This is a genomic window from Ruminiclostridium cellobioparum DSM 1351 = ATCC 15832 (assembly GCF_000621505.1).
GTDB classification, from domain to species: domain Bacteria; phylum Bacillota; class Clostridia; order Acetivibrionales; family DSM-1351; genus Ruminiclostridium; species Ruminiclostridium cellobioparum.
Genome location: NZ_KK211289.1, coordinates 158,905 through 172,264, shown reverse-complemented (window position 1 = coordinate 172,264; position 13,360 = coordinate 158,905). Strand labels below are relative to the sequence as shown.

Annotated in this window: 14 protein-coding genes; 11 read left to right on the top strand and 3 right to left on the bottom strand. The window is 45.1% G+C overall.

All coding sequences use genetic code 11. The features are described from left to right. Positions 1-270 precede the first annotated feature (270 nt). On the bottom strand, positions 271-1,023 hold the full coding sequence (locus tag T344_RS0120160) for an AraC family transcriptional regulator (protein WP_027630180.1): 753 nt from the start codon (positions 1,021-1,023) through the stop codon (positions 271-273). Between the two features lie 421 nt (positions 1,024-1,444). On the opposite strand from T344_RS0120160, the gene T344_RS0120155 reads away from it, so the two are divergent. Both T344_RS0120155 and T344_RS0120150 read left to right on the top strand, forming a co-directional pair. After that, on the top strand, positions 1,445-2,611 hold the full coding sequence (locus tag T344_RS0120155) for a Gfo/Idh/MocA family protein (protein ID WP_027630179.1): 1,167 nt from the start codon (positions 1,445-1,447) through the stop codon (positions 2,609-2,611). Between the two features lie 52 nt (positions 2,612-2,663). Continuing rightward, positions 2,664-3,737, top strand: a complete 1,074-nt coding sequence (locus T344_RS0120150) for a Gfo/Idh/MocA family protein (protein ID WP_027630178.1) — start codon at positions 2,664-2,666, stop codon at positions 3,735-3,737. Positions 3,738-3,813: 76 nt separating this feature from the next. Here the strand turns inward: T344_RS0120150 and T344_RS0120145 are convergent, their stop codons facing one another. After that, entirely contained in the window at positions 3,814-4,413 is a 600-nt protein-coding gene (locus tag T344_RS0120145) for a TetR/AcrR family transcriptional regulator (protein ID WP_027630177.1), read from the bottom strand. Between the two features lie 63 nt (positions 4,414-4,476). Further along, positions 4,477-5,931 (bottom strand): phytoene desaturase family protein, encoded by a 1,455-nt coding sequence (locus tag T344_RS0120140; RefSeq protein ID WP_027630176.1) that lies wholly within the window; start codon positions 5,929-5,931, stop codon positions 4,477-4,479. 257 nt (positions 5,932-6,188) lie between these two features. On the opposite strand from T344_RS0120140, the gene T344_RS0120135 reads away from it, so the two are divergent. From T344_RS0120135 to rsmI, 9 genes are all read left to right on the top strand, one after another. Beyond that, positions 6,189-7,661, top strand: a complete 1,473-nt coding sequence (locus T344_RS0120135) for an aminotransferase class I/II-fold pyridoxal phosphate-dependent enzyme (protein WP_027630175.1) — start codon at positions 6,189-6,191, stop codon at positions 7,659-7,661. Positions 7,662-7,779: 118 nt separating this feature from the next. Continuing rightward, positions 7,780-8,400 (top strand): dTMP kinase, encoded by a 621-nt coding sequence (gene tmk, locus T344_RS0120130; RefSeq protein WP_027630174.1) that lies wholly within the window; start codon positions 7,780-7,782, stop codon positions 8,398-8,400. Between the two features lie 15 nt (positions 8,401-8,415). Further along, complete coding sequence (locus T344_RS0120125) at positions 8,416-8,754, top strand: cyclic-di-AMP receptor (protein ID WP_004623770.1); 339 nt, start codon at positions 8,416-8,418, stop codon at positions 8,752-8,754. A gap of 52 nt (positions 8,755-8,806) precedes the next feature. Then, positions 8,807-9,268, top strand: coding sequence for a YaaR family protein (locus T344_RS0120120; protein WP_004623767.1), 462 nt, complete (start codon positions 8,807-8,809; stop codon positions 9,266-9,268). Between the two features lie 79 nt (positions 9,269-9,347). Then, on the top strand, positions 9,348-10,316 hold the full coding sequence (gene holB / locus T344_RS0120115) for a DNA polymerase III subunit delta' (RefSeq protein WP_027630172.1): 969 nt from the start codon (positions 9,348-9,350) through the stop codon (positions 10,314-10,316). A gap of 18 nt (positions 10,317-10,334) precedes the next feature. Next, positions 10,335-11,210 carry a PSP1 domain-containing protein gene (locus tag T344_RS0120110; protein WP_027630171.1) on the top strand — a complete coding sequence of 292 codons (876 nt, stop codon included), beginning with the start codon at positions 10,335-10,337 and terminating at the stop codon, positions 11,208-11,210. 176 nt (positions 11,211-11,386) lie between these two features. Next, positions 11,387-11,557 (top strand): DUF362 domain-containing protein, encoded by a 171-nt coding sequence (locus T344_RS0120105; protein ID WP_004623729.1) that lies wholly within the window; start codon positions 11,387-11,389, stop codon positions 11,555-11,557. 104 nt (positions 11,558-11,661) lie between these two features. Further along, positions 11,662-12,396 (top strand): tRNA1(Val) (adenine(37)-N6)-methyltransferase, encoded by a 735-nt coding sequence (locus T344_RS0120100; RefSeq protein WP_027630170.1) that lies wholly within the window; start codon positions 11,662-11,664, stop codon positions 12,394-12,396. A 79-nt stretch (positions 12,397-12,475) separates the two neighbouring features. Then, positions 12,476-13,321, top strand: a complete 846-nt coding sequence (gene rsmI, locus T344_RS0120095; RefSeq protein ID WP_027630169.1) for a 16S rRNA (cytidine(1402)-2'-O)-methyltransferase — start codon at positions 12,476-12,478, stop codon at positions 13,319-13,321. Positions 13,322-13,360: the final 39 nt, after the last annotated feature.

Below are 13,360 nucleotides of genomic sequence, written 5' to 3'. Positions count from 1 at the left end.
GTAATGAAAAGTATCAGAACTTTAAGATGTTAGTTTTTTTGATTATATCATAACTTTTATAAAAATGATATAGAAAGTTTTTTTATAAACAGACTAATTTTTTATTTAAATTATATTTAAATCAGGAGGATTTTGTATGACAAAAATTGCAATAATAGGTGCGGGAAGTATAGTTTGACCCTGCACTGGCGATTGTGAACAGACTGGAGAAGTTGCCGCTTAAAGGTTAAAAAATTATGGGGCGATTACCTAAGAATATATGCTTTGGTTCTAATATAAACAACTGCTTCTATACTCGGAGGGGGAAAGCAGCATGAGCCTCCGGAAGGTGTTGCTGAAGTAATACACGTCCTTAAAGCCTGTGAGTTCAGCAACCTCGCCTATGTTGTATTCACCTGACTGTAAAAGGATAGCTGCTTTGTTTATCCTGACCTTCATCAGGAAACTGTGTATGGTCATTCCCTCTGATTTCTTGAATAAAGCCCCGCAGTAGACTCTGTTGATATTTAATTTGTCTGCCAGAAGGGAAACGGTTATTTCCTCGGTGTAATGTTCAATGATGTAACGTTTAATTGAGCGGACATGCCGGTTGCCGTTATTCTCTCCGTTCATAAAGAGCAGTTTGTGCAGGAGGAGAGCAAAAACAGCCTGGCACTTGAGCTGGTAACCTTGGGATTGCTGCAGCCATTCATATTTCAGCTCACGGAAAAGATGATAAAATTCATTCAGGTCGGTCATGCTGGAAACAGTGGGGATGAGGATTTCTTCCCCGTCCCTCAGCTGGAAGTCGATGGAGACGCATTGCATGCCGGTGGTTGAGGCAGTACGTGTACTGCCCCGCTTTATAAATAAAATATCACCTTTTTCAACATGGTATTGAACCCCGTCTATAATATAGTCGGAGCTGCCCTCAAGCACAAAAACCAGATCGTAGAAGGGAATCTTCTGATTGATGATTTTCCAGGAGGGAGTACATTCTTTTTCAACAAAATATATCATTGAAGGAAAAGTGATATTATTCATAGGAACCTCGTTTTTAGCGAAAGAATATCATCCCTGCCCAGGAATGTCAAGAAGTCTATTACAAAAAATCTTTAATTTTTATAAATAAGTTTAGTTTTTTCTATGGAATTATATGGGCTGAAAATATAAAATGACTATAGCTTACAGCGAGAGAGGAATAAAGAAATCTCATAACTGTTTTGCGGCCGCAATGCCGGCTCAAAGCCATAACATGGCTTAGGAGGTTAGCTTGAAAGACTTCACTTGCGTTTGTCTTCCAAAACTAACCTGTGAATTTATGACCGTGCGAAATATTCAAAGTATTTACCAATACTTTGAAAGCGCAAATGGCCAATTAACCTCCTTTATTCGCCACATTGCGATAAAGGATATAGGTTTTCATTACATTTTGTGGCCACAAATGTGGCTCATGGAGGCTAATATGATCAGAGTGGCTGTTATCGGAACCGGCAATATATCAAGGCTGCATATAAGCTCCTATCTGGCTTTCCACGATAGATGCCGGATAGTGGCATTTGCGGACATATATCCCGAAAAGTGCAGGGAAAAAGCCGAAGAATTCGGGCTTGAGGTTGAAATCTTTGATTCCCACAAAGAACTGCTTGGGAGAAGCGATATTGATCTGGTAAGCATTTGCACGCCGCCTTTCTGCCATGCGGAGATAGCTGTGGAATTTTTGAATGCCGGAAAGCATGTAATTGTTGAGAAACCCATGGCTGCTTCTCTGGAGGAATGTGACCGTATGCTGGAAGAAGCCGGTAGGAGCGGAAAGATTTTGGCGGTTGTGGCCCAAAACAGGTTCAAGGATCCCGTTATGAATCTGAAAAGAGTATTGGACAGCGGAAAGATCGGGAGGATAGTGCATGCACAGGTGGACTCCTTCTGGTGGAGGGGACACTGTTATTATGACCTGTGGTGGCGCGGAACCTGGGAAAAGGAAGGGGGAGGCTGTACCCTGAACCATGCCGTGCACCATATAGACATGCTGGCATGGATGATGGGCAGGCCTTTGAGCGTTCAGGCACTTCTGAGCAATACCTCCCATGATAATGCAGAGGTCGAGGATATATCAATAGCGGCTTTGCAATATCCCGGCGGTGCAGTGGCCCAAATCACCAGCTCGGTCATACATCACGGTGAAGAGCAGCAGGTGATCTTCCAGGGGGAAAGGGCCAGAATCTCGGCTCCGTGGAAGGTCAGTGCAATGGTTTCCAAAAGCAACGGATTCCCTGAGAACGATCCGCAGCTGGAGAAAGAATTGAACGATTATTACAACAGTCTTCCAAAGCTGAAATATATTGATCACAAGGGCGAAATAGACGATGTGCTGACAGCTGTGGAGACGGGAGGACAGCCGCTTATTACAGGCCGGAGCGGGCGCCTCACCATTGAAATCATAACAGCCATTTACAAAGCGGGCTTTGAGCGGAAAACCATAGACCTTCCTATTGCAAAGGATGATCCGTATTATACGGTAAAAGGGATACGGGAAAATGCTATACATTTCTATGAAAAAAAGTCCTCCGTTGTTAATCTGGGCAGCGGTCAGGAAATAACAGTGGGCAGTGACTATACAAATAATAAATGACTTAAAAGCCGGCAGGCAATGCGGTCTGGAGCCGGAAAAGGAGATGGTGGCTATGGAAAGAGTGGAAGGAATGAACTATATGCCAAAGGGAAAGCCAAACCCCGTGGTGAAGCCGGGTGAATTCATGTTTGCGGCCGTATGTCTGGATCATGCGCATATAGGCGGCATGTGCAACGGCCTTATAGAAGCAGGCGGAACCCTGAAATGGATTTACGATCCCGATCCCGGAAAGATGGACAGATACAGCAGCTTGTTTCCCCAGGCAAGACGTGCAGTAAGTGAGGAAGAGGTATTGTCCGATCCCGAAATAAAACTTGTGGCCGGTGCGGCCGTTACCTCGGAACGCTGTGCTTTAGGGCTTCGTGTTATGGAGGCCGGCAAGGATTACTTTACCGACAAGGCCCCCTTGACCACCCTTGAGCAGCTTGATGCGGCAAAGGCAAAGGTTAAGGCTACCGGAAGGAAGTATGCCGTTTATTACAGCGAGCGCCTGCATGTGGAAGACGCAATATTTGCGGGACAACTCATAGAACAGGGAGCCATAGGAAAGGTTATCCAGACAATTGGAATGGGCCCTCACAGACTGAGTGCTCCGGCAAGGCCCGAGTGGTTTTTCCTCAAGGAAAAATACGGAGGTATCCTCTGCGATATCGGAAGCCATCAGATTGAACAGTTTCTTTATTATACAGGGGCAAGGGATGCAGCCGTGGTACGCAGCCAGATAGCAAACTATTCACATCCTGAATATCCCGAGCTGGATGACTTCGGTGACGCGGCCCTTGTGGCCGACAATGGTGCTTCGGGGTACTTCCGGGTAGACTGGTTTACTCCCGACGGGCTCTCCACCTGGGGGGATGGAAGGACCTTTATCCTTGGGACGGAAGGCTATATCGAGCTCCGCAAATATGTAAATATAGCAGTGAATAATGGGGGAGGTACGGTTTTCCTGGCCAACCGGAGAGAAGAAAAAGCTTATGACATACGGGGAAAAGTGGGCTATCCTTACTTTGGACAGCTTATCCTCGATTGCATGAACAGGACCGAAAATGCCATGACCCAGGAACATGCCTTTAAGGCGGCTGAACTTTGTGTCAAAGCACAGATGCAAGCTGTCAGGCTAAAGTAAATATAGTGTAAGAGAAAAAGGGGCCGGTGTACGTCAATGGGGCGTTTACCGGCCTTGATCACTATGTATGAATAATTCATTTTTTATCGTCGGGTTTCGCCCTCAAGATATCAACTATCCAGCTGCTTTCCGGCATTGGTATTTGAGGGTGGAGAACAACACATTCGGCAATCCCCTGTATGGCACTCCAATAAGCAAGGGCCAGTGCCTCGGGATTTCCCGGTTTTATTTCCCCCAGTTCCTGTCCCTTCAGGATAAAAGGGAGGACGGGCGACATGGGATCAAATTTGTCGACTATTTGTTTTATGTTTTGGGGAACTCCCTCGGAATTCATTGCCTGGGGCATGAGAAGAAACATTTTTGCCGTCATTGAGTCAGTCTTCAGAGCTTTAAAAATTCCTGCCGTGAGTTGTTCGAAGCAGACCACAGGTGAGCCGCTGCTGTTCTCAAGTACCTGGAGTACACTCTGGGGCCCTGACATTCCGTATCTTACCAGCTCTTCATAGACACTTTCCTTGGAATCAAAGTAGTTGAAGAACAGGCCTGTGCTTATATTTAATTTTTTAGCTATGTCTCTTATGGTAGTGGCGGCATAACCCCGGCTGATAATCATATCAAGACTGCAATTGAGTATCTGGTTTCTGCGGTCAAGCCGCTGCTGTTCTCTTTTGTTCATAAGTACCTCTGTCATTTATCATTTCTAATATTATATCGTGGCTGAAGCCTGGGGGGCCATATATTATTTCAGATATTTTGCCGCGGCTCTGGAAGCTTCCTTACCGCTCTCCACTGCCGTACATATTCCCCCGCCCACAGTTGTCCACTGTCCGCAGAGAAAGAGGCCTTCAATTCCGGCGATTTTCTTCTTTATGCTGTATTTAAAGGAGGAAGGAGTTGGAGCGAAGCCTTCCCAGGAACCCTTGTACAGATTTGCATACCGGATATAGGTGGCGGGAGTGGCTATATCGGTTACTTCCACGGCGTCTTTAAAGCCGGGGATCCGTTTGTCCAGGGCTGAAACTACTTCCCGGGCCAGTTCTTCCTTCCTTGTTCGGTAGTCTTCAGGATGGTCCCGGCGCAAAGCCTGCCAGTATTCAAGTGTTGACTCCAGTACCACCATGACACTGCTGCAGTTCTCGGGGGCGGAGGACGGGTCGAATTCAAAGGAACGGATATTTAGGTAGTGGGAAACTCTCTCGGAATCAATTTTGATTCCCTCCGGGCATTCAAAGTTATGTGAAAATGGCAGATTGAATTTTTTATTAAGTCCGAAGGACGCCACAGTTATGGGAGGAAACAGCTCGGCCGACTCAAGCAGGAGGTCCAGCTGCTTGTGGGCAAACCTGCCGCCCAGCATGTTCTTGAGTACATCATACATATCACAGGCCGCCACTATGGCGTCTGCCTGGTAAAGCCGGCCCCCGGATTCCAGAGCTGCGGCCTTTCCGTCTTTCAATACGATTTTATCCACTTTGGATGAAAAATGAATGTTGCCGCCCAATTCCCTGTAGTATCCTTCCATCCTGTTTATAACGTCATGGGCGCCTCCCAGAGGATAACCCGCATTACCGCACATGCGGGTACCCAGCATCATTATCAGGCCGAAAAAGGAATACTGGGGAGGTATCAGATAATATAAAATTGATTTCAATGTGGGATTTTTCAGGGCTTCCACATAGTCCCGCATATGCATTCCCACATATTTTCTTGCCAGATTCAAAAAGCCCCGGCTGTTTTTTAGAATATCCAGCAGTTCCAGGAACCCTGTGGGTCTCCCGGCGGGCATATTGGTGGTTATCATAGTCCCTATCCCGGCACAGAGGGTCTCGATTTTGTCACTGTCTTCCGGGGAGACTGATAACAAAAAGTTCTTAAAGGGTTTCAAGGTCATTGGAATTTCATAGGTTATTCCGTCAAATTCGGTTTTGATACTTTGGGCATTGTAGATTACTGTGTCTTCCTCCAGTGCGTGTACTTCGCGGTACAAATTATAAAACGGAGTACCGGCCTTTGTTCCAACCATCCAGTGAATGCAGCCGTCAAACCTGTAGCCCCGGCGTTCCCAGGCTATGCACATGCCGCCGGCCTGCCCGGATATTTCAAAGATCTCGGTCTGAATTCCCTGTTTTTGCAAATAGATTCCTGCACTTATGCCTGCCAGGCCGGCACCGATAATCAAAACTTTTTTACTCATAAAACCCTCCTTGAACGTTATTTACAGGCTATTGGAAATTATAATTTTTATCACATGACAATTTGATTTATATTGAACAAAAGTTCATTGAACATCTGTTCAATATTATAGTATGACTAGTACCAATAATTGTCAATAGGGATTGTTGACACCTTCCTGCTTATGGTCAATAATGTAATTGGGCTTTAATAAAGCCAATGAAGCCAATGGTTTGAACGCTGTAATAAAAACTATCATGGATATTAATATAAAAGCAGGTGATAAAAATTAAAGCCTATAACACTCCAATATACAATTATCTGCGCAAGTACGCGGGAGAGAATATAAATATTTTTCATATGCCGGGACACAAGCTGGGCAGGGGAGTTCCGGGACAGCTTGCACAGGACCTGCTGCAGCTGGACGTCACCGAGGTGGAGGGCACAGATAATCTCCACTATCCCGAAGGCATTATAAAGGAGGCTCAGGAGAAGGCTGCAAAGGCATTTGGTGCAGATAAGACCTTCTTTCTTGTAAACGGGTCTACCTGCGGGGTGCAGGCGGCTGTAATGAGTGTCTGCGCCCGGGGTCAAAAGATCATTGTGGGAAGGGACTCCCATAGAGCTGTAGCGTCAGGCCTTATACTTTCGGGGGCAGAACCTGTTTTTGTCCGGCCGGGGTTTAATGAGGAATTCGCCCTGTCTGCCGAAATAAAACCGGAAAGTGTGGAGAATGCGCTGCGCGCCAATCCGGATGCAGCCGCCGTGCTCATAACCAGGCCCAACTATTACGGCATATGCAGCGACATTGAAAAAATAGGCAGCCTGGTGCATTCATATGGAAAGATATTCATAGTGGATGAGGCACACGGCGCACATCTGGCCTTCAGTGACAGGCTGCCTCCTCCGGCGCTGGAGCACGGCGCAGACATATGTATTCAAAGCGCGCACAAAACTTTACCGGCAGTTACACAGGGGGCATACCTGCATGTGAAGGGAAACAGGGTTGATATGGACAGGCTGGCGCTCAATCTGGCCATGCTTCAGACCTCAAGCCCTTCATATATCATAATGGCCTACCTCGATATAGCCAGGGAACTGATGGAGCGGGAGGGCAGGAAAAAGCTCGAGGAACTGCTGGATATCAACACCTGGTTCGGAAAGGAAATAGAAAAAACCGGTGCATACAAGGTTTTGCCGGCCGCAAAAATGGGTATAAAAGCTATACAGGATCCCACCAGACTTGTAATAAATCTTAGGGCTCTTGGAATAAGCGGCTACCTTGCTGAGAAGCTTTTAAGGGAAAAGTACCGGACGCAGATAGAGATGGCCGATTATGAAAATTTAGTAATAATCACTACGGTGGCTGACACAAGGGAGAGAATGACAGAGCTGCTGAAGGCATTAAAAGCTTTAGCCGGTGACGGATTCCGGCCCGGCCGGGAGTATAAGGCCGAGAAACTGCGCAGTATATTAAAGGGAATGGGAACGGGAGAAGCGTACGGGAGTTTAAAACTGCTTCCCTGGCAGGCCTTTTATTCAAAAAGGGAGGAAATTTCACTGATGGAAAGCACGGGAAGGATAAGTGCTGATATCATAACTCCATATCCTCCGGGAATCCCTCTCCTGTACCCCGGGGAAATAATAACCGGTGCCTGCATACAATATATTGCCGGTATAATTGCCGCCGGAGGCAAGGTAAACGGAATTACCGGCAATGACGGCATCCGGGTAATAGAAGAGGATAAATGATAACTTACCGTTTTTGCTTTAAAAAAATATTAAAGAGATTAAATGATGTTATGTTATAATAAAGTATATTAAAAAATGATTTATTACAAAGGATAATGGCTTGAAAGGATGCAGGCAAATGAAAAAAGGCTTATTTATTACTTTTGAAGGTACTGACGGATCGGGAAAGACGACACAGATAAAATTACTTGAGAAATATATGCAGGAAAAGGGCTGTGAGGTGGTTTTATCCCGTGAACCCGGCGGAACCAGAATAAGTGAAATAATACGTGATCTGATATTGGATCCCCGGAACAAAGAGATTGTCCCTTTGACCGAAATGATTCTGTATGCCGCATCGAGAGCGCAGCACGTGGCAGAAGTCATAGAGCCGGCAGTTGAAAACGGCAAAATTGTCATTTGTGACAGATATGTGGATTCAAGCTATGCATATCAGGGCGGAGGAAGAGGCATGGATCTGAAAATCATAGCGGATGTGAACAGGATCGCCGTTAATGGAACAGTGCCGGACATAACCTTTTTCCTGGATATAGACCCTGAGATATCAGTAAGACGGAGGATAAATTCCACCGGGGCCGACAGGATCGAGCAGGAAAAACTGGACTTCCACAGACGCGTATATGACGGCTATAAGAAGCTGTCCATTCTGTATCCTGAAAGAATAAAGACAATTGATGCTGCAAAATCCATTGAGGAGATTTCCTCTCAAGTAAGAGATTATATTGATGAATTATTTTAAAAAGGAGGCTTTGCTATGAAACTGGTATTTGCAATTGTTCATGATGAGGACGGCCACAAGGTTATGGAAGAACTGAACAAAAACGGTTTCGGAGTCACAAAAATGTGCTCTTCCGGAGGTTTCCTCAAGGCGGGAAACACAACACTTTTAGTGGGTGTTGAAGAAGAAAAACTGGACGAAGTAATAGCCATAATTGAAAAGAAATCAAAGAGCAGGAAACAGGTGATAAATACCCCTGCAACACCTGGAGGCATGAACGGAATGAACGGAATGTACATGCCGTACCCTGTTGAAGTGACTGTCGGCGGAGCTACAGTATTTGTTGTGGATGTTGAAAGATTCCACAAAGCGTAGTCGTACAGCATGACAATTAATTCTGAAGCTGTGAAAATAGTCAGGATAGGATGTGTTTGCCATTAAGATACAGGATACAACCAAAAATCCTTCAGGTATCAACGCAATCCCTGGAAGGGATGAAAGAACCATAAGAAATGAAAGAGATACTGCTTTTTCGGCCTCTCTCAAAAAGATGGAATTTAAGAATTATGAGGAGAGAATAAAAGTTCTGGCTGACAAGATCCAAAGTCAGGGTAAAAAGCTTGAGAAAAAAGCCGACATTCGTGATCTGAAGATTTACAAGCAGCTTATTTCCGAATTTCTGGATGAAGCGGTTTCCCACTCGCACAGCTTTACAAAAAAGAGTTTTTTGGACAGACGCGGCAGGCACAGGGTATACGCCTTAATAAAAAAGATCAATGAAGAACTTATTGAGCTTACAAATGAGGTGTTGAAATCAGAACAGGACAATCTGAGCATATTAAAGAAACTCGACGATATCAGAGGTCTGATATTGGACCTGCTGTTATGACGGAGAGTATTGAAAATACTTTTTGAAGAGCCCGGCGGATCAATTCAATTGACCCTGCACATGGGACATGGAGGTTAAAGTGTTAGGTCACCGGAAGATACTGGCCAGCTTACAGGAGACAATTAAAAATGACAATGTAGGTCATGCTTATATATTTGAGGGACCTGACGGAATCGGCAGAAGAGAAACGGCGCTGTCCTTTGCGGCAATGCTGATGTGCGAAAGAGAGCAGGCTCCCTGCGGCGAATGCAAATCCTGCAGGCTCTTTGCAGAAGGTTCAAATCCTGATTTTCAGGAGATTTATTCGGCAGATAAAAGTATAAGCGTTGACGACATAAGAAATGTATTAAGGGGGCTGGTCATCAGACCCCTTTATTCCAGATATAAAATAATAATAATCAATGACGCCGACAGTATGACTGTACAGGCCCAGAATGCGCTTTTAAAGTCCCTGGAGGAACCGCCCCCCTATGTGGTTTTCATATTGACGGTGCAATCGGGGGCGGCGGTAACACCTACGGTAAAGTCCAGGTGTCAGAGAATTTTGTTTGACAAACTCCGGGATGAGGAAATAATGCAGATACTTGAAGAAAGGTATGGCCGGAGGAAGCCCGAATGGGACTTTATTGTTTCCTATTCCGACGGCGTGGTAGGTACCGCCCTTGAGCTTGTTGAATCCCCCGGGTACCTGGAGACAAGGGATGAGGTGATCCGGGCTGCAGACCAACTGCTTAAGCCGGGAGACAGTGATGTGTTTAAAATATATGAGCTGTTTGAAAAAAATAATGACAGAACAGAATTCATGTTAAGAATAATGCTTCTGTTTTTTAGGGACATAATAATATATAATCAGACCTCAAACTATAACATATTGATTAATTCCGATAAAAAAGATATGATTATTGAGAACGCCGGTGCAAAACTCTCGGCCATGCTGAAATGCATTAATGCGGTCTGGAGTGCCAAAAGGAGCCTGGAGTACAATGCCAACTTTCAACTGGCGATTGAAGTTATGCTTATGAAAATCAAAGATTCTTATGTTTATTGATAGAAAGGAAATTTTTTGATGGTAAAAGTTGTAGGTGTCAGATTTAAAACTGCCGGGAAAATTTACTATTTCGATCCCGGAGAACTGATTATAGATTTAAACAGGAATGTAATAGTTGAAACAGCGAGAGGAATCGAATTCGGACTTGTTGTGGTGCCAAACAGGGAGGTTGAAGAGTCGGAAATTGTGGCTCCCCTCAAAAAGGTCATACGGATAGCCACTGATGAAGATACAGCGCATGCTGCCGAGAATGATAAAAAGGAAAAAGAGGCATACGATATATGCCTGCAAAAAATAAATGACCATAAGCTGGATATGAAGCTCATAGACGTAGAATATACCTTTGACAACAATAAAGTGCTGTTTTATTTCACAGCTGACGGAAGAGTGGATTTCAGAGAGCTGGTCAAGGATCTGGCCGCAGTATTCAAGACAAGAATAGAACTGAGGCAGATAGGTGTACGCGATGAATCGAAGATGATGGGCGGAATAGGTATCTGCGGGAGAGTGCTCTGCTGCAACTCCTTCCTTGGTGAATTCCAGCCGGTATCAATAAAGATGGCAAAGGAACAGTCGCTTTCCCTTAATCCCACAAAGATTTCAGGCACCTGCGGAAGACTTATGTGCTGCCTGAAATACGAGCAGGAAGCCTATGAGGATTTGCTGGACAGGGTGCCCAAGGTGGGTGCGATAGTTGAAACTCCCGAAGGACAGGGAACTGTGGTTGAAGTGAATCTGCTCAAGGAAATTTTGAAGATAAAGCTGGACATTGGCAAGGAAACAGAGCTTAGGGTGTACAATTACAAGGAAGGCGAAGTAAAGCTGATCAAGAATGCTGCTGCCAACGATGACCTGGATATAGACCTGGAAGTTTTGAAGCAGCTTGAGGACTAGCTTTCAGTGAAATTCGAAATGCGTAAAATACCATTGGTTAAGGGGATTTTGCTTAAATTTAAAGTTTGAAAAATTTTATAATTTAATTTGTCATTTGACAAAAATGATGGTAAAATAAGAGCGAAAAACATATTTCAAATGCTTGTTTTTCCTTAATTATTAGGAGGTGTTTTTAAATGGCATATTTTATTACTGAATCATGCATCAGCTGTGGAGCATGCGAATCAGAATGTCCGGTATCATGCATAGCTGCTGGTGATAGCGTATATGTAATAGACGCTGATGCTTGCATCGAATGCGGCGCTTGTGCAAATGTATGTCCTGTTGATGCTCCTCAACAGCAATAGTTTTAGGGTAATGAGGGTCAGATAAAGGCGGAAGTGCCTTTATTTGGCCCTTTTTTCGGCGTATAGGAATTTTGATAAACTTTTTTATAAGGAAATAATATTGCATGGTGGAGCTAAAGGAAAATGAACGTATAGATGATTTACAGCTGAACGGGCTAAGGCTGATACAAAACCCCCGTTCTTTTTGTTTTGGGGTGGATGCCGTTTTGCTGTCCGATTTTGCGGATGTAAAAAAGGGTCATAAGGTTCTTGATATAGGGACCGGAACGGGTATAATACCCGTTCTGCTGTCAGGTAAAACAAAGGCCGGGTCAATAGTGGGACTGGAGATACAGGCCGAAATGGCTGAAATGGCTTCCCGGAGTATAAGACTCAATGGACTTGAGAATAGAGTAAGCATAGTAAACGGAGATATAAAAGAATACAGACGGTATTTTGGCAAAGCCTGCTTTGACGTGGTTGTTTCAAACCCTCCGTATACCAATAAGGGCTGCGGTCTTGTGAACCCCCATGACAACAAGGCCATTTCAAGACACGAAATACTGTGCACCCTTGAGGATGTAGTAGGGGCCGCGGCTGATCTGCTGGCACCGGGAGGACAGCTTGCCATGGTGCACAGGCCTGAAAGGCTTGCCGATATCATATGCTGTATGAGAAATTGCGGTGTGGAACCCAAGTATCTGAGGATGGTGCACCCCAAGCCCTTTAAGAAACCAACCATGATTCTGATCAAGGGCAGCAGGGGAGGAAATCCTGAACTCAAGGTAATGGACCCGTTGTATGTATATAATGAAGATGGAACCTACTCTGAGGAAATAAACAGAATTTACGGCAGATAGGTAATTGCAAACCAAATTATATTTAAAACAAAAATCTGGCCGCCGGGCGGCTTAACCATAACATGGCTTAGGAGGCAAAATGGAAAAAGGAACTCTGTATCTTGTTGCAACACCGATAGGCAATCTTCAGGATATAACCCTAAGGGCAATAAACACTCTGAAGGAGGTAGAGCTCATAGCTGCCGAGGACACCAGGCAAACCATAAAGCTGCTCAACCACTTCGAGATCAAAAAGCCTCTGGTGAGTTACTATGAGCACAACAAGGTAGTAAAAGGGAATTACCTGATTGAGCAGCTGCAGCAGGGGAAGGATATCGCACTTGTATCTGATGCCGGAACTCCCGGGATATCGGACCCCGGAGAGGATCTGGTCAGGCTCTGCATAGAAAATGAGATAACGGTTACCATGATACCCGGCCCGGTGGCGGCGGTAACAGGGATGGTTATATCGGGACTGCCTACGGGTAGGTTTGTTTTTGAAGGCTTTTTGCCCATGAATAAGAGGACCAGGCAGGAGCGGCTGAAACAGCTGAAGGATGAAACCAGGACCATAATTTTCTACGAGGCCCCTCATAAGCTGCCCTATACTCTGAAGGATATGTATAATGCCTGGGGAGAAAGAAGAATAGCCCTTGCCAGGGAGCTTACCAAGCGGTATGAAGAAGTGATACGGTGCAATTTGTCCGAGGCGGCCGAGAGATATCAGGTTGAAACACCGAAGGGAGAGTTTGTGGTTGTCATTGAAGGGCAGGACCAGGAGGTGCTTCAGGAGCTGGAAAGAGACAAGTATTCCGATATCAGTATAGAGGAGCATGTTGAAAGGTATGTGAAAGAAGGACTCCCCAAAAAGGAAGCTGTCAAAAGGGCGGCAGAGGACAGGGGCTTGAATAAAAGGGATGTCTATAATCTTGTAATGAAGAAATAATTGCACGCACAAAAAAAAGAGCCTTTCAGGCTCTTTTTC